The organism is Vibrio sinaloensis DSM 21326, from assembly GCF_000189275.1.
Taxonomy (GTDB): domain Bacteria; phylum Pseudomonadota; class Gammaproteobacteria; order Enterobacterales; family Vibrionaceae; genus Vibrio; species Vibrio sinaloensis.
Window position 1 is genome coordinate 1 of the sequence record NZ_AEVT01000058.1, and the last position, 16,985, is coordinate 16,985.

The following is a 16,985-nucleotide window of genomic DNA, read 5'->3' on the forward strand; positions in this document are numbered from 1 at the left end:
TTGACCCGATACTTTCAGTGTATCGCCCACTTCCGCGTCTGCTGGAACCGTCACTAACACATCAACTTGGCCACTGATTTCAGTGTTGGAAATCGTGCCATCATTATTGCTGTCTTCAATAATTTCGACGATTGGAGTTCCATCCCAAACAGGCGTTACACCGACATTAACCGTCACTGTGTCTGTACCACCATTGCCGTCAGACACCACGACGGTAAAACTGTCGTTGCCGTTGTAATTTGGGTTTGGTGTGTAGGTCCAGTTGCCATCCGCATCGACGGTCACTGAGCCATTCGATGGATCGGTGCCTTTTTCAAAGGTCAGCGTGTCATTGTCTGCATCGGTGGCCGTTAGCTTACCGCTCACCGGCGTATCTTCTTCTGTGGTGACCGACATATCGTCGCCCACCGGGGCGCCGTTCTCATCACCAATCACAGGGATATCGTTAACAGGGGTCACACCGACATTAACCGTCACCGTGTCTGTACCACCATTCCCGTCAGACACTACAACGGTAAAGCTGTCATTGCCGTTGTAATCTGGGTTTGGTGTGTAGGTCCAGTTACCGTCCGCATCGACGGTCACTGAGCCATTCGACGGATCGGTGCCTTTTTCAAAGGTCAGCGTGTCGTTGTCTGCGTCGGTAGCCGTTAGCTTACCACTCACAGGTGTGTCTTCTTCTGTTGTGACCGACATATCGTCGCCCACCGGGGCGCCATTCTCGTCGCCAATCACAGGGATATCGTTCACTGGCGTCACACCAATGTTCACCGTGATAGTATCGGTGCCGCCTTGTCCGTCAGACACAACAACAGTGAAAGAATCGCCGCCGTTATAGTCTTGATCAGGGGTATAAGTCCACGAACCATCTTCGTTAAGGTCAACAGAACCATTATCAGGTTGCTCGGAGACGGTATAGGTTAGCTCATCGCCATCAGAGTCAGTTGCAACAAGCTGGCCACTAACAGGAGTGTCTTCAGGCGTTGTAATTTGGAGATCGTCACCGCGTGGGTTTGAGTTTACATCAATGAATACTGGTGATTGCTGTAGTGTTTGAAATTGATCCAGTAAAGTAAGGCTTTGTGTTTCGGATAGTCCAAGGCTAGCAAATCCCTGAGTGACAAACTCTGTCGCAGCTAGGATTTCTGTTCCATCACGGTCAATGGAACCCGAAGAAGTCAAACTAGAGCCAGCTTGACCACCCGCAGCAGTCGCGAAATCTTCACCCAACTGAGTAGGATCTTGCCCGTCTTCTAACGCCGCAAAAATATCTTCGATTTCATTTGATATGTCTTGAGGCAAGCCACTTTCATCAATGATTTCGACCACAACTTCTGTCTCACCGTCGACAGCAATCTGCTCGCTATTAATAACGACTTCACCAGGCTTGGGTAATTCCCCTTCGAGTAAAACTCGAACATTACCATTAGTATCAACTACTACTATTTGTCCAGTCACTAGATTACCTAACGCCACGTATGCACCAAAACCCATAATCGAGCCCTTAATCCTTTACTACCTTTCACCGCCACATTCGAAGCGACAATATATTGGCAACTTTACTATTTACATTCTTTATAAATTAACATTATTGATAAGTCACCAAAACTACTTTATCGACCTATCAATAATTTTACTTAAAAAACTTGTTGCAGAAATCAGTCTAAATGCTGAATCAAGATCTCAATTGTACCAGCAATTAAATAGAACGACGTCCCAACATGTTTGTTATTATTTATGTGTCACAAAATACCCGATCCTGTTGTTTATTAACAATTAAATTAGTTCAATGAATAGTGTTATTGGTCAGAAAGTGTTACTTTATTGACGCTTACGTAGGGTTCATCTCAATATTGAGACGATAAATTGAGTAATATCCTTCGCACAACAGCTTGTTGAGGAGAGTTAAAGTGAATTGGAATAGGTTGAAAGTACTAAGTTGCGCGGTAGCACTTAGCTTTCCTGCACATAGTCAAACATTGGAGCAGGCTGTCGCGTATACCATTACGCATAACCCAAAGGTTAAAGCCTCGTATAATGAGTTCAAAAGTAAATTTTACGATTCAGAAGCTTCATCCGGTGCATACCTACCTAAATTAGATCTTGATGCTGGCATTGGCTATGAAAAAGTTGATTTAGCTTCAGGTACAGAAAATGAGTTAACACGTAAAGAAGCAACGATTACCTTATCTCAATTGATATGGGATGGCTCTGCTACTTTAAATGACATGGACCGCACTGCTGCAGACGCAGAGTCGGTTCGTTTCCAACTTCTTGCCGATGCTCAAGATATTGCGCTGGAGGTAACGAAAATTTACCTCGATGCAACGAAGGCTTATGAAGTCTTGGCATTATCTGAGAGCAATCTAGCGGTCCACAAAGATATCTATCGCGATATTAGAAGACGCGTTGAATCAGGCATTGGTTCGACTGCGGACATGTCTCAAGTAGAGGCGCGTCTGGCGAAAGCGCATGGAAACTTGCTAGCAGCACAAAACAATCTTTTTGACGTACACACACAATTCAAGCGTATTGTAGGCCAAGCGCCGCAGGGCTTAACGTTCCCTCGTGCGGACCAAAATGCTATCCCTTTTACAATTGATGATGCACTAGATGATGCGTTTAACAATCACCCTGTAGTGAAAATCGCTCAAGCTGACGTTGACTCTGCGCGATTCCAATTCCAACAGACAAAAGGTGTTAACTACCCCACTCTTTCATTTGAGGCTAACCAGACTTGGCGTGATGACGCAGGCGGCATTGAAGGCCAAAGTGACGAGTTTTCCGCCATGCTACGTATGAGGTACAACCTCTACAACGGTGGTTCAGACGCAGATCGTAGTGACAGTGCCGCGTACCAACTGAACAAAGCAAAAGACCTACGAAACTACACATTCCGCACAGTAGAAGAAGGCCTACGTTTATCTTGGAGCGCGTTGGATTTAACTGTTCAGCAAAAAGAATTTTTAGCAGACCATGTTGATTCTGCATCTGAAACCGTTATCGCTTACGAAAAGCAATACAAGCTTGGTAAACGAACCTTACTTGACTTACTGAACACCGAGAACGAATTGTTCGAAGCTCGCAAAGGCTATTTAGATGCTAAGTATGACGAGCAGTATGCCAAGTACAGAGTAATGAACGCGACTGGAAACCTACTTGCAGCACTGAGAGTAGACACGCCGGATGAATGGAACGAGGCGGTGGAATATTAATATGAAAAAAACAGCTCTTTCACTATTAACGACTGCGGTACTTCTGACCGGTTGTTCGATTGCTGAGGACGATTACGCGTATATCGATACGCCAGTCCCAAATCAAGTTGACGATCTTTTAGATGAGGATAAAGATGGCGTAATTAACGCTCGAGATCTTTGCCCTCAAACACCATCTCGTTCAGAGATTGACAACGACGGCTGTGGTACATTCATAAACACATCAGAAGAGATAAGTTTGCATATATTGTTTGCCAACGACTCTGCTGAAGTACAACCGGTATTTATGACTCAGATTCGTGAAGTCGCTGATTTTATGGCTGAGTTCCCTTCAACTTCAGTCGAGCTTCAAGGTTATGCAAGTAAAGTCGGTCGAGCTGACTATAATCTCGAGCTTTCGAAACAGCGTGCGTTTGCAGTAGAAGACTTACTCCTCAGCTACGGCGTAGACTCAAGCCGAGTAAACATCGTCGGCTTTGGTGATACTAACCTGTCGTTAGAAGGAAATGACGAACAAGTCCACGCCCAAAACCGTAAAGTCGTCGCCTCTATTATTGGCCATAAAGGGCAAGTAAAAGAAGAGTGGACGATATTCACCACAATCAAAAAATAAGCTAAACAAGGGAGCAACTCGCTCCCTTTTTGATTTAGATTTGCTGCCAACAATGCTACTCTAGCCGCGAATCAAATTAAGAGACTATCTTCATGAGTAAATTAACATCAGACATCCAAGCTAACCTCGAACTGTTCATTGCCCAAACTAAAGAAACAAAACTTGTTTGGGGTATGCGCAATGAAGAAGGCTGGCTGTCATGCGACTCTACCGAATTTGAAAACAGCGAAGTAATGCCGTTTTGGTCATCAAAGGAAGACGCTCAAACTCATAACGTTGAAGAATGGGCTGATTTCGAAGTATTAGAAATCCCATTGGATATCTTCGTTGAAGATTGGTTGCTGACGCTTGCTGAAGATGGCGTTTTGGTTGGTACAAACTGGAACGAAGTACTTGAAGGTCGTGAGATCGAACCAAGTGACCTTGCAAAGATGTACTTAAACTAAATCTCTGTCAAAAGCGCTCTCTTGGGCGCTTTTTCATTTCTATTGATACAACCCCACCTACTTCGCAAATTTCTTCTTCGATTGAAACAACATATTGTGCGTTAATAGCCTCTGCTTCTAAAATGCCACGACATATAATTCAAACGTATCAATATGATTTCTTTTCTGCCTCGCTTTTTGCCCATTCTGTTTATATTCGCTTCTAACTTTTGTCACGCGCAAGATGATCTTGTCAGTTGGGAAAGAGCCTATCGGGAGTTACTCCAATCTGACGAACATCGCGCTCTTGCAATGCTCCAAGACCGATATGACACTACACGTCCCAGTGTCGAGAAGCTTTATTTAAGCTCTAAAATTCATGGATATATGATATTAAGAGGCCAACCGTATCACGGCAATCGAATTGCTTATGACGATGAGTACTCTCAACTAGAGCAAACCTTTATTAGTGCCTTAAACCATGAAGAGCGGTTACAGTTTGATTTAGCTAAGAAGGGTTACCTCACTTTATTGAAACACTACACAGAAACCAATCACCTGCAGGGAAAGGTTCTTTTCGAATATCACTTATGTCGGTCTTTGAACCGACAAGGGCAATTTTACAGCGCTTCTTTGTATTGCTCATCATTGCGCACGCATATGAACGACAACGAAAACATCCTGTTGCCCAGCTATAAGGCTTTGAGAGTGATTGCCAACAATTTCGAGTACGTTGGCGACTACAAAAATGCCTTGAAAAGCTACCAAGAATACCTAGCGATCATACCTGATTATATCGACCCGTCAGGTGTTTATAATGATGCTGCATTGTTACTGAAAACACTCGGTAACCTCTCGCTTGCAAAAGAGTACGCGAAAATCGCCCTAAAACTAAGAAACGACAACAAGAGTGAGCTGCATTTAGCACAAACCCATCACAGTATGGGTGATATATTGCTCGCTGACGCACAGTATGATAATGCCATACATCATTTCATGCAGTCCCGAGACATATTGGAAAAATACAATAATGACTATGGGTTAACTTACGCGTTATTAGGGTTAGGCAAAGCTCATATCGCAAGGCAAGAATTTGCAACTGGCACCGCATACCTTTTGGATGCATTGGAAAAAGCGACCCTTCAAGCCAACGGACAAATCAGAGGCAATGTCTATTTAACATTAGCTAACGCCCATCAGGTTCAAGGGCAATACCAAAGAGCGGAAGACTTTGCAAACCAAGCCTTATCGTTATCTGCAGAGATTAGCAGCGAACCACTTCGAAGCGATGCATTAAAAGCGTTAGCTGATCTTGCCAGAGAGCAGTCCCATTACCAGAAAGCGTTAGATTACTATCAAGAGTACATTAATACGGAGTTAAACAAGCGAGACGAACTCCATCAATCTGCCTATGTCGCATTGGATGTCGCTCGAAAAGACTACATACAGCAACTCCAGCACTCGAAAATTGCTCAGCAAAATCTGCAACAGAAACAACACATTGACCACCAGCAAACCTGGATACAGTTTCTTACTTTGAGCTGCTCGCTTCTCGCCATCTTTCTTGCCTACTCGACGTATAGCAAACATAAAGCGACGCGCCGTGCCGAGTTGGATTTGCTCACTCACGCATGGAACCGAGCGGCGGCCATCCGAGAAATTAAACAGTTACCTCAGCTCGCCCAAGACGGGTTCAATTACTTAATTGTTTTGCTCGATCTCGATGACTTCAAGAAAATTAATGACGCATATGGGCACCCGACTGGCGATCGGGCCTTAATGAAAATCGCGGATGCTATTCGTTCACAATGTAAGAAAGGAGACATTTTTGGCCGTTTGGGCGGAGAGGAATTTGTAATTGTAATGCGTAAGGTAGATGAATTGGAGACAGAAGAAAAAGTCAAACGGCTACATAGAGCGATTGCAGAGGCGACATTTTTCTCTGAGAGTAAAGAGAAGCTTAACGTTACCGCCAGCTTCTCTTACCTAACAACGACCAAAGCTCTGGCCGACTTTGACGAGCTTTATTCGATTCTTGATCAGGCCTTATATCAGGTAAAACAAACCGGTAAAAACAAGATCATAGATGCGTTTAACGAACCGATTTATTTGCCAAACTCTGTTTACGAACCAGCTCAGACATCACAGTTTCCCGGTTAGATAAATAATCACTAAGACCTACTTTTCTAAGCTCACAAGACGGGCAATCACCACACCCATCACCAATGATGCCGTTGTAGCAAGTTAACGTTTTTTCTCGAACAAGTTGCAACGCATCGTATTGGTCAGCAAGCGCCCAAGTTTCCGCTTTATTTAACCACATCAGTGGAGTCTCTATCTCGAACTGACGATCCATCCCCAATACGAGAGAACGATTAATCGATTTAACGAACTCATCGCGACAATCTGGATAACCTGAGAAATCGGTTTCACACACACCAGTAATCACGGCTTGCGCACCAATCTGATACGCGTAAATGCCAGCTAACGTGAGGAAAAGTATGTTCCGCCCTGGAACAAAGGAGTTAGGTAAGCCGTTATCTTGAAGTTCATGAGATACGGGTATGTCATCACGAGTAAGGGAGCTTATCGCTAACTCATTGAGTAGTCCTACATCCATTACTTTATGGGCTTTTACCCCCAACTCTTTAGCTAAGCTCTGGGCGACTTCAATCTCTAGCTTATGACGCTGACCGTAATCAAATGTAATCGCATGAACTTCATCATACTCTTTTAGCGCCTGAACTAAACACGTAGTCGAGTCTTGACCGCCACTGAACACAACAACTGCTTTTCTCATTCTGGAATCCCTTAGGCAATACTTAAATACTTGTGAGTTTGAATTGACAAGCGCCAGTTGCGTTTTACACAAACATCAATGCAAAGCTGAGTCGCTCTTGGCTTTTGGCTGATAGGTTGTAAAGCGATCGTCGTTTGCTTTGGCACTTGGGCGCGCTTGATGAGTTCATCGAGTTGGTCGATGTCCTTCTCGGTCGCGACTGGATGTTTAATCTCGTCGGCTCGAAGCAAGGCAGAATCAAGCACCGGGAGTTTACCTTTCATTGCCACTTTAGGTGACACTGTCACCCAAGTATTGTCCGATGTGAGTACTTCGGAAGTGCCACTCGTTTCAATTTGACATTGGCACCCGATCGCTTCAAACGCTTCGGTTAAAGGTCGTAAGTCATAAACACAAGGCTCGCCACCAGTAATGACGATATGCTTCGCAGTATAGCCTTGTACTCGATACTGGTTAACAATGCCTTCAGCACTCGTACTACACCACGTTGGACTGTCTTGTGTTTTCACCATAATACGGTCAAACGACGTTTCATCTTCTGGTAACGCTTCCCATGTCTGCTTAGTGTCACACCAAGCGCAACCCACTGGGCACTCTTGCAGACGAACAAACACAGAAGGAACACCAGTATAAACTCCTTCACCCTGAATGGTTTCGAACATTTCGTTTACTTTATACAACTTACTCAGCCTAACTCATCATCAATTTTTAGCAGGAACGAGACCTTAAATGACCCAGTGAATAAGGTCAACTAATTCATAAATTGAACATTGACCGCCAAGGCTTTATGCTGCCCTTTTGCTTTTATTTCTAATTTCTATTTTAGGTAAGATATGTACAAATTAATTGCTTTAGATATGGATGGCACCTTGCTTACCAGCGAGAAAACCATCAGTGAACGCACCAAGGAAGCGATCAAGCAAGCACGAGCACAAGGAACCAAAGTGGTTTTAGCTTCAGGTCGACCACTTGACGGGATGCAAGCGTCATTGAAAGAGCTAGATCTCGTCAGTGACAATGAGTTCGTCGTTTACTTCAATGGCTCTATGGTAAAAGAGCTCGGTAGCAATAAGATTATCCACCAAGCGACTATTGATGGCCATAAAGCGAAACAAGTTGCGGCACTCGCTCGAGAGCTTGGGTTGTTCTGCCACGCCTTCAGTGCAGTACACGGTCTCATTACACCTGAAGATAACGAGTACACAGCGATTGAGTCACGCATCAACCAGCTGCCTGTGACTGAAATGTCGTTTGATTCACTAGAAGATGATCACTCGATCATCAAAGCGATGATCGTCGGCGAACCAACGAAGTTATCTGAGGCTATTGCGCAAATTTCACCTGAAATTAGATCAGAGTTCACCGTTGTACAGAGCGCCCCTTTCTTCTTGGAGTTCCTAAGTTTGGATAGTAATAAAGGGGTTGGAGTGAGTGCAATCGCTGAATATCTTGGGATTAAAGCAAGTGAAGTAATTTGTGTCGGTGATGCTGAAAATGACCACCATATGATTGAGTATGCTGGCCTAGGGGTCGCCATGGACAATGCGATGACTCAAACAAAACGTATTGCAGACTACATTACTGACAGTAATAACGAAGACGGTGTAGCGAAAGTCATCGAAAAGTTCTGCCTACCATCACTTCGAACAAGCAAGTAATCATCTTATTTTATCTTAACGACAAAAAACTTTATTCAATAAAAACATAAAGTTATACGACGAAATTTCTGTTGATTGATAGTATTAGCCGGTTCCAGTTTTTACAGGCTAATACTATGTTTTCCAATCTTTCCGTTAAAAAGAAAATAATCATTCCAGTATCGATTATTATTCTACTTTTTAGCAGTAGCTCCATCATTAATATTCTTGCGTCTAGAAATCAAACGCAAATTTCTCAAACTATTCAACAACATTACTTGCCGTCGTTGTTCACCATCGAAGATGCTTATCGAGACTTGTACCAAGCAACGTCTGCTGTTCAGGCACTAGTCCTTGCCAGTTCTAGTGATGAAATTGAACAACACATGTTTGAATATAAAGATAATGCCTATAAAGCGTTACCACGGATGAAATCAACATCAGAACTCGTGCGACGAGGGCTATTGCCTCTTCACGTCCAATCTGACATCGATGAACTGATTGACTTAGCTGAAGTTTGGCTGGCAAGCTATGAGGCGTTCATTATCTTGCCCCCTAATGAATGGCAGGCCCATTACGAACAAAATAAACACATGTTTGACAGGCAATTTGTTGATGTTAGAGCACAGCTTAATGTGGTTAAAGATATCATCGATAACGTCCAGTTAAAGGCGCGAGCTCAAAATGAAGCTGCCATTACCCAAGCAGAAACAACGCTCACAATCGGTACCGTATTAGTCTTATTGTTTTCTATTATTTCTTGTCGATTCTTGATCTCATCCATCGTCAACCCTATCGAAAATATTACTAAAGCGATGGACGAAATCGCCTCGGGAGATGGAGACCTTAGTAAACGAATCTCAACCGACAGTGAAGATGAGATTGGCCGACTAGGAACAGCATTCAACCAGTTTGCGAACAAGATTCAAGTAACAATTGAACAAGTCATGGCAACAACGTCGCATGTTCGCCAAGAGATGGGGCAACTCGCGGGTGTCGCTCAGTCGATTTCTCAAGCAACGAATCAGCAGCAACAAGAAAGTGAATTGGTTGCAACTGCAGTCAACCAGATGCAAATGACTAGCTTGTCGGTGAAAGACAATGCTAATGATGCCGCAGCCACTAGTGCTCAAGCTGATCAAGAAGTTCACTCAGCCAGTTTGGTCATTGGATCCACCGTTGAGTCAATCAAGCAACTTGCAAGTGATGTAGATAATGCGAGCAAGGTTATTCACACTTTAGACAAAGACGTAGCCGACATCGCGTCAATTCTAGACGTCATTTGCGGCATAGCTGAGCAAACAAACCTACTTGCGTTAAACGCAGCTATCGAGGCTGCCCGGGCGGGTGAGCAAGGCAGAGGCTTTGCTGTAGTTGCCGATGAAGTTCGCTCTTTGGCTAGCAGAACACAACAAAGTACTGGGCAGATCCAATCAATGATCGAAAGGCTCCAGGCTGGTGCAGAGGAAGCGGTCCGAGTAATGCGCGAAAGCAAAATTAGTAGCGAAGAGACGATCGACAATGCCCAGAGTGCCAGTCAGTCACTACAAACCATTCTTAGTGCCATTGGCCAAATCAACGCGATGAATACCAATATCGCAGCAGCCGCGGAACAACAAAGCACGGTGAGTGAGGAGGTCAATGAGAACATCCAAAAAATCGCTGAGAATAGCGTGATCATGGTCGATACAGTTGAATCAGCAGAGCGCTCACTCACTTCATTAGCTGAGCAATGCTCTACGCTAGACCAACTGGTATCTCAATTTAAATGCTAAACAAACCAACAGGCTGCGCTAAGCAGCCTGTTGTACCTTCCTAACGGTTACAACGAACAAAGCAATAATTAACGGGTACCTAACCAGCTCAACCGCTAAACTCAAGCCCGTGCTATAAGAGACCGCTTCAACAGCCAGTGTTAAGGCGACATTCATTGCGAGCAAAGCAATCGTCACGAGATATACTGTACTGCTGCTTACCATACGATTGTTGTCTTTTAGGGTCGAAACCAATATGAGAACAGTTGTAATCACAGCAAACCAATGAGCCATGACCGGGCTTGGCCAAAAGAGCCCCGCGAAAGTACAAATGACCAACAAACCTGCCCAAACTATTTTCGAAGTCAGTAACTTTCGAGTGTCTACTTCCGGCTTCACCTCTAAACGAATAATGTGCCATGCACATAAGAAACCCAATAAAGCGCCACTTAGAATATCAACAATGAAGGCCGAACCCGTGTAAAACTTTGCCAAACCCAACCAAGTAACGATACCCAAGATTGCCACTGATAGTGGGTTGATTGAGAGTTTGTTCTCAGCATGCAACAGCAACACACCAACACACATCCAAATGGCAACTGACTTGCTAGGGAAGCTATAGCCGTAGGTGTCAATAAGTTCAACCGCAGGTAAGTAGACATGTGGTCTAGGGAAAGCAAACCCTTGCTGAGCAACAATACTCATCAAAGCAGTCACTGTAATAGCGAAAAAGATTTTATAGCTAAAGTGTTTGCCATATCGAAGGTAAACAAAAGGTAGCAACATAATAAGCAGGAAAGGCAAAGAGAATACATTGCCGCTCATGATGCTCCCACGAATCGTGTCACGAATACTTTCTGGCAGTGCCGCCACTACGTGCTGTAGCTTCAACATCCAGGAAAGCTCTATTTGGTTAAAGTGTGGGGCAGCTTCAACCAGGTTGCCAACATAGTTCACAGACTGATTGGTGGCCTTTGCGAGCATTTGTTTAACCCACCCCATTTGATCAGGATAGCGGTATTCATTCGCATCGATGTTGTTAGGGTTGACCAGCATCGCAGACGCTATTTCTACGCCATAGTGGGGCGCAAACCAAATGGGCAGCTCGCAACCGTCATGAACATTATTAAATTGAAAGGAAACGATGTCTGATTCGGACACACAATCGTAAAACACCGTGTTATTGGTTTGTCCGAGCACTCTGACAGCATTAACCACTAACCCGGTTTCTTCCCAAGTTTCTCGCTGAGCCGTTTTAGCCGGGTCTTCCCCCGCTTCTACTCTCCCCGCAGGCAGCGATAGCTTTTGAGTAATAATCTCGTTAACCATCACCAACTTATCATCCGCTCGGATAATACACGCAGCACCAGTGAAATTTTCTTGGGTGTTTTTTGCGATGCTAGGGATAGAGACGAAAGCAAGTAGCAAGGTAAGCAAAAGACCCAAGTGATGAAAATACAATCTCATTGGTGTTATTTATCTCCTATTGGTTTACGTAGCCAATTGATGTGGCTAACAAAACCTAACTTTTGATAAAGGCAGTTGGCAGAACGATTAACATCCCACACTTCGACAAACATCTCTGTCACCCCATAGTCGGTGAAAGTTTGTTCTATGCGCTGGCAAAGCCTTTCGGCAACCCCTTTATTTCGATAATCCACGACCACGTACAGCTCATCAATACTACCCATTTGCACAGGCTTGCTCACCGTCGAGATCAGTTCACAGAAATGGCCAGTAATGAACCCTATAATTTGGTCGTCAATAGTGGCAACAAAGACTAAACATTCGGGGTTATCGAGATAACGAGCAATACTTTTCTCTTGCTCGATTTCATCAGCAGTTTTGAAATACTGCGGAGATTGAAGGTGGTGTTCATCGTGCAATTGGAACATTAAGTCGTTCAGCGACTCAAGGTCGTTTAGGTTTGCGGCTCTAAGTTTCAAAAGGGGTCACGTTCTGTAAAATAAAAGCACATAAGTGTGATGGTTTGTAACGTGATTAGCAAGGCTAACCGCATTAAGCTGGTTATTGATAAGGCGAATTTGCACCGAATTCTCGTTTATGATTCGAAAACGGAGTCTAAGGGAACTTTCACCCTATCTGTACACCACTTCGATTTCAATCATGTCCAAGGGTATAGTCAAAGACAATGATATCTGCTAGCAACGGGCGAAACACCTTTTTAAGGGCTTCATGTTCTGGATGAGGCAAGTATCGCTGTCTCGCCTCTTCATCAGAAAATGTCATCAACACCGAATGCGTATACCCTTGATTTTTGCCCTCTGGGCTATCGTTCTCCCCCCACTCTACAGACACTACACCGTCAATAAGATTCGGCATCGCTTCAAACAAAGCCTTAAGGCGTAATAACTCACTCTCTGGGGCGTCTTGCTTGAACTTAATAAGTAAAATATGTCTAATCACACGTCATTTCCTATCAATAGATTCTAGTTTACGGCCCCTTAAAATAAAAAAGAGCCCAAAGGCTCTTTTTTATACAACTACAGCACTTGCGTCAATCGGCTAGCCGCTCTTTCCAATGCCATATGTACGACTTTAGTAATTTCTGGGAAGCTATTGTCCGCATCGTCCCAGTCTACCCCTTCTGGTAGCAAGACTTGCTCAATGATTTGATGCGTCATTACAATACGATTATCGCTTAAATCAACCAGAGTAACTTCCGCATTCACATAGCCCCTTGGTTTACTGGTTGGAATAAATCCGTAATAGTCTCTTAGGGTACCTGCCGCCATAGTTTGTACAACCAGCAAGTGAGTGGCATCATAATGTTCAACCAGAGCCGACGTATCATAATCAAAATGGCCCTTTTTACGTAGCTCTTTCGGTAACTTGTTCTCATCACTTGCCTGATAATATTCCGGCAGGATGATACTCTGACCGCCTCTACTCTCAATCAATTTGGCAAGCTTAGATTTGCCCGCTTCAAACTTATGGTGTTGCAGACTTTGGATGTGCGTCTCGACACTGTCCGTCACCACTTCATTAATTACTATATCGAGTAAGCCTTGACCTCCAGCACGGTGGGCATACATTTCTGGCGGTTGAACAAACGCTACCGCGACCTTTTTATCATCTGCCGTCTGCCAGAAGTCAGTAGGGATATCCAAAGCTTTATTCGATACACAACCCGTAAGCAAAATAGCACCTAGAGCTGTACCCAATAGTTTTAAGTATTTCATTATAATTTCCTAGCCAATAAAGGCGTCGAAATTTATCAGCCAAAACAATAGAATCAATTATCATTCCTATCAAATGCGATAAATCTCATAAAATCACCAAGTTAGCGATTGGAAAACAATACAAAATGTAACCAATTGAAATTATTAGTATTACTAAAAAAGCACTCACTAAGGAGTGCTTGGCTATCTGCGCTACGTTAAATAGATTTAGGTCTCAGTATGAAGCGCTTTAGAAATCTCATCCAAGCTCGTCGGATCATCGATGGTCGATGGCACTGTATATTGCTCACCATCAGCGATCTGGCGAATGGTTCTGCGGAGGATTTTTCCTGAACGCGTCTTAGGTAAGCGCTCAACCACCAGAGCGTGTTTAAAGCAAGCTACTGCGCCTATCTCTTCACGCACTTTGCCAACTAACTCACCCTCTAAAGCTAATGAGTCGACTTTGACTCCGTCTTTCAAAACCACAAAGCCCAGTGGCAGTTGACCTTTGAGTTCATCATGTACGCCTACAACCGCGCACTCAGCAATGGCTGGGTGGCCGCCAACGATCTCTTCCATCTCTCCCGTTGATAGGCGGTGACCCGCAACGTTAATCACGTCATCAATACGGCCCATGATAAACAGATAACCATCTTCATCGAGATAGCCGCCATCCCCAGAGACATAATAGCCCGGGAATTGACTCAAATAACCAGATTCAAAGCGGTCATGATTACGCCAAACCGTCGGTAAACAACTTGGCGGTAGCGGGCGTTTAAGTGCAACAAAACCCTGCTGATTCGCTTGTACAGGCTCCCCCAACTCATTAAGAATTTCCACTTGGTAGCCGGGTATTGGTTTAGTGGATGATCCTGCTTTGACTGGCATAAGCTCAATACCAGTAGGGTTACCTGAGATCGCCCAACCCGTTTCCGTTTGCCACCAATGGTCAATGACTGGCTTCGCTGTCTGACTCTCAACCCACTCCAGTGTTGGCGGGTCAAGACGCTCTCCTGCCATAAAGATGGTTTTCAGAGAAGAGAGATTGTAACGATCGAGACGCTCTCCGTTAGGATCTTCTTTCTTGATCGCGCGAAATGCCGTTGGAGCAGAGAACAGAACATCAACTTGGTACTCTTCACATACCCGCCAAAATGCACCGGGATCTGGAGTGCGCACAGGCTTGCCTTCAAACAATACCGTTGTACAGCCGTGAATCAGTGGTGCATACACAATGTAAGAGTGCCCCACAACCCAACCAACATCGGACGCTGCCCAAAATACACCGTCTTGAGGCATGTTATAAATCGCACTCATCGAGTATTTCATTGCGACTGCGTGACCACCATTGTCACGCACAACCCCTTTAGGCTTACCTGTTGTCCCTGAGGTATAGAGGATATACAAGGGGTCGGTGGCTAACACAGGTACACAAGCATGAGGTAACGCCTGCGAATAAGCATTATGCCAGTCGATATCACGTTCAGAGCTCAATTCAGCCTGAATTTGAGGGCGTTGAAGTACAAACACGTTGTCAGGCTTCCAGCGACTGTCCATGATCGCTTTATCCACCAGAGGTTTGTACGGGATCACTTTATTGACCTCGATACCGCAGGAAGCAGTCATTATCACCTTGGGCTCTGCGTCTTCAATACGCACCGCCAGTTCATTTGGAGCAAACCCGCCAAATACCACAGAGTGAATCGCGCCAAGACGTGCACAGGCCAGCATCGCCATTGCCGCTTCCGGAATCATTGGCATGTAGATAACAACGCGATCACCTTTAGTTACCCCTTGAGCGGCCAACATTCCTGCCGTTTTCGCGACCTGATCGCGCATTTCTCGGTAACTATAGCTCTGCTTCTTCCCCGTCACGGGAGAGTCGTAAACCAATGCCGTTCGTTCACCGTTGCCCTGTTCGCAGTGATAATCGAGCGCGAGCCAACACGTGTTCATGACACCATCAGGGAACCAACGCTCTATTCCATTTTCGTCTTTTCTAATGATTGTTTTTGGCGCTTCAAACCAATCTATATTTTCAGATTGAGCTCGCCAAAACTGCTCAGGTTCACTCTGCGCCCATTGATATTGTTCTAGATATGCAGACATATTGCTTCCTCCAGTATGTCCTGACATTGCACTTTTTCCGCCAGTTATTATTTAAAGATGTCGGAGGGAACACGCACAAAGCCCTCCATGATGATGCGTGCACTTCGGCTCATTGTTGCTTTCTCGACCAACCAATTTCCATCAATTTGGCTGGCTGTAGCCCCGACTTTAAGCGTTCCGGAAGGGTGCCCAAATGTAACGGACTCTTTTTTTCCACCACCCGCAGCGAGATTAACAATCGTTCCAGGTACACTCGCAGCAGCGGCAATGGCAACCGCAGCCGTTCCCATCATTGCATGATGAAGCTTGCCCATTGAAAGCGCTCTGACGAGTACATCGATATCCTTACTGTCTATCGGCTTACCGCTAGACGAGGTATAAGCTTTAGGCTGGGAGACAAAAGCAATTTTAGGTGTGTGCTGGCGGCTCGAGGCTTCTTCAATCGAAGAAATCAATCCCATTTGCATGGCTCCGTGGGCTCGAATCGTTTCAAACTTTTCCAGTGCAACTTGATCATTATTGATATCTTCTTGAAGCTCAGTACCGACATAACCAAGCTCCGCGGCATCAATAAAAATGGTCGGGATTCCAGCATTGATCATGGTGGCGTTAAAACGCCCCATACCCGGTACGTTTAAGTCATCAATCAAGTTGCCAGTGGGAAACATACTACCTTCACCGTCTGCTGGTTTCATGAAATCAACCTGAATTTCAGCAGCTGGGAATGTTACGCCATCGAGTTCAAAATCCCCCATTTCTTGAACCATCCCATCGATGATAGGAACGTGTGCCACAATGGTTTTTCTGATGTTTACCTGCCAGATTCGAACTTCGACAACACCATTTTTGGGGATCTTGTCTGAATCAATTAAGCCAGCATGTATGGCGAAAGGGCCAACAGCCGCGGATAGGTTCCCACAGTTGCCACTCCAGTCGACAAACGCTTTGTCTATTGCCACTTGACCAAACAAATAGTCCACATCATGCCCAGGTTGGGTGCTTTTACTGACGATGACTGTTTTGCTAGTACTTGAGGTAGCGCCTCCCATACCGTCAATCTGCTTTTGATAGGCATCTGGGCTGCCAATGACGCGCATTAACAGCTTGTCCCTTGCTTCTCCTGGCGCTTGTGCTTGTAAAGGTAAATCAGACAGGCTAAAAAACACGCCTTTGCTCGTGCCACCACGCATGTAAGTGGCAGCCACCTTGATCTGACTTGGCGATGAATGAGTCATAGTTAGCTCCTC

General features: G+C 44.8%; 15 protein-coding genes. 6 read left to right on the top strand and 9 right to left on the bottom strand.

What is annotated here, in order from left to right:
* On the bottom strand, nt 1-1,494 hold a 1,494-nt coding region (locus RH45_RS22710; protein WP_008076263.1), incomplete at its 3' end, for an Ig-like domain-containing protein.
* Between the two features lie 416 nt (nt 1,495-1,910).
* Between RH45_RS22710 and RH45_RS08865 the strand changes: the two genes are divergently transcribed.
* The 4 genes from RH45_RS08865 to RH45_RS08880 all read left to right on the top strand — a co-directional run bounded on the left by RH45_RS08865 (nt 1,911) and on the right by RH45_RS08880 (nt 6,413).
* Nucleotides 1,911-3,215 (top strand): TolC family outer membrane protein, encoded by a 1,305-nt coding sequence (locus tag RH45_RS08865; protein WP_008076264.1) that lies wholly within the window; start codon nt 1,911-1,913, stop codon nt 3,213-3,215.
* 1 nt (nt 3,216) lies between these two features.
* On the top strand, nt 3,217-3,828 hold the full coding sequence (locus RH45_RS08870) for an OmpA family protein (protein WP_008076265.1): 612 nt from the start codon (nt 3,217-3,219) through the stop codon (nt 3,826-3,828).
* Nucleotides 3,829-3,920: 92 nt separating this feature from the next.
* A complete protein-coding gene (locus RH45_RS08875; RefSeq protein ID WP_008076266.1) occupies nt 3,921-4,274 on the top strand; it encodes a DUF2750 domain-containing protein in 354 nt (117 codons plus the stop codon).
* Nucleotides 4,275-4,427: 153 nt separating this feature from the next.
* A complete protein-coding gene (locus RH45_RS08880; RefSeq protein ID WP_008076267.1) occupies nt 4,428-6,413 on the top strand; it encodes a tetratricopeptide repeat-containing diguanylate cyclase in 1,986 nt (661 codons plus the stop codon).
* On the opposite strand, the gene queC is transcribed toward RH45_RS08880, so the two are convergent.
* Together queC and queE are read right to left on the bottom strand one after the other, a co-directional pair.
* The gene (gene queC / locus RH45_RS08885; protein WP_008076270.1) at nt 6,346-7,053 is read right to left on the bottom strand and encodes a 7-cyano-7-deazaguanine synthase QueC; all 708 of its coding nucleotides are present in this window, start codon (nt 7,051-7,053) and stop codon (nt 6,346-6,348) included. The two genes, RH45_RS08880 and queC, sit on opposite strands and share 68 nt — an antisense overlap.
* 11 nt (nt 7,054-7,064) lie before the next feature.
* Nucleotides 7,065-7,715 carry a 7-carboxy-7-deazaguanine synthase QueE gene (queE, locus tag RH45_RS08890; protein WP_008076278.1) on the bottom strand — a complete coding sequence of 217 codons (651 nt, stop codon included), beginning with the start codon at nt 7,713-7,715 and terminating at the stop codon, nt 7,065-7,067.
* A gap of 171 nt (nt 7,716-7,886) precedes the next feature.
* On the opposite strand from queE, the gene RH45_RS08895 reads away from it, so the two are divergent.
* Both RH45_RS08895 and RH45_RS08900 read left to right on the top strand, forming a co-directional pair.
* Entirely contained in the window at nt 7,887-8,711 is an 825-nt protein-coding gene (locus tag RH45_RS08895) for a Cof-type HAD-IIB family hydrolase (protein ID WP_008076285.1), read from the top strand.
* A 116-nt stretch (nt 8,712-8,827) separates the two neighbouring features.
* Nucleotides 8,828-10,465, top strand: coding sequence for a methyl-accepting chemotaxis protein (locus RH45_RS08900; protein WP_008076286.1), 1,638 nt, complete (start codon nt 8,828-8,830; stop codon nt 10,463-10,465).
* Between the two features lie 18 nt (nt 10,466-10,483).
* Here RH45_RS08900 and RH45_RS08905 read toward each other — a convergent pair whose 3' ends face one another.
* From RH45_RS08905 to prpF, 6 genes are all read right to left on the bottom strand, one after another.
* Nucleotides 10,484-11,911, bottom strand: coding sequence for a bifunctional NUDIX hydrolase/phosphatase PAP2 family protein (locus tag RH45_RS08905; RefSeq protein ID WP_008076287.1), 1,428 nt, complete (start codon nt 11,909-11,911; stop codon nt 10,484-10,486).
* A gap of 5 nt (nt 11,912-11,916) precedes the next feature.
* Nucleotides 11,917-12,390, bottom strand: coding sequence for a GNAT family N-acetyltransferase (locus RH45_RS08910; protein WP_008076289.1), 474 nt, complete (start codon nt 12,388-12,390; stop codon nt 11,917-11,919).
* Between the two features lie 175 nt (nt 12,391-12,565).
* Nucleotides 12,566-12,871, bottom strand: a complete 306-nt coding sequence (locus tag RH45_RS08915; protein ID WP_008076291.1) for a Dabb family protein — start codon at nt 12,869-12,871, stop codon at nt 12,566-12,568.
* 77 nt (nt 12,872-12,948) lie between these two features.
* A complete protein-coding gene (locus RH45_RS08920) occupies nt 12,949-13,647 on the bottom strand; it encodes a hypothetical protein (RefSeq protein ID WP_008076293.1) in 699 nt (232 codons plus the stop codon).
* 207 nt (nt 13,648-13,854) lie between these two features.
* Nucleotides 13,855-15,738 carry a propionyl-CoA synthetase gene (locus tag RH45_RS08925; protein ID WP_008076295.1) on the bottom strand — a complete coding sequence of 628 codons (1,884 nt, stop codon included), beginning with the start codon at nt 15,736-15,738 and terminating at the stop codon, nt 13,855-13,857.
* 47 nt (nt 15,739-15,785) lie between these two features.
* Nucleotides 15,786-16,973, bottom strand: a complete 1,188-nt coding sequence (gene prpF, locus RH45_RS08930; RefSeq protein ID WP_008076297.1) for a 2-methylaconitate cis-trans isomerase PrpF — start codon at nt 16,971-16,973, stop codon at nt 15,786-15,788.
* Nucleotides 16,974-16,985 lie beyond the last annotated feature (12 nt).

Coding starts and splice junctions, on each gene's coding strand:
- queE (WP_008076278.1), bottom strand. CDS start 7,715: ATGTTCGAAACCATTCAGGGTGAAGGAGTTTATACTGGTGTTCCTTCT.
- RH45_RS08900 (WP_008076286.1), top strand. CDS start 8,828: ATGTTTTCCAATCTTTCCGTTAAAAAGAAAATAATCATTCCAGTATCG.
- RH45_RS08875 (WP_008076266.1), top strand. CDS start 3,921: ATGAGTAAATTAACATCAGACATCCAAGCTAACCTCGAACTGTTCATT.
- prpF (WP_008076297.1), bottom strand. CDS start 16,973: ATGACTCATTCATCGCCAAGTCAGATCAAGGTGGCTGCCACTTACATG.
- RH45_RS08880 (WP_008076267.1), top strand. CDS start 4,428: ATGATTTCTTTTCTGCCTCGCTTTTTGCCCATTCTGTTTATATTCGCT.
- RH45_RS08895 (WP_008076285.1), top strand. CDS start 7,887: ATGTACAAATTAATTGCTTTAGATATGGATGGCACCTTGCTTACCAGC.
- queC (WP_008076270.1), bottom strand. CDS start 7,053: ATGAGAAAAGCAGTTGTTGTGTTCAGTGGCGGTCAAGACTCGACTACG.
- RH45_RS08920 (WP_008076293.1), bottom strand. CDS start 13,647: ATGAAATACTTAAAACTATTGGGTACAGCTCTAGGTGCTATTTTGCTT.
- RH45_RS08870 (WP_008076265.1), top strand. CDS start 3,217: ATGAAAAAAACAGCTCTTTCACTATTAACGACTGCGGTACTTCTGACC.
- RH45_RS08905 (WP_008076287.1), bottom strand. CDS start 11,911: ATGAGATTGTATTTTCATCACTTGGGTCTTTTGCTTACCTTGCTACTT.
- RH45_RS08925 (WP_008076295.1), bottom strand. CDS start 15,738: ATGTCTGCATATCTAGAACAATATCAATGGGCGCAGAGTGAACCTGAG.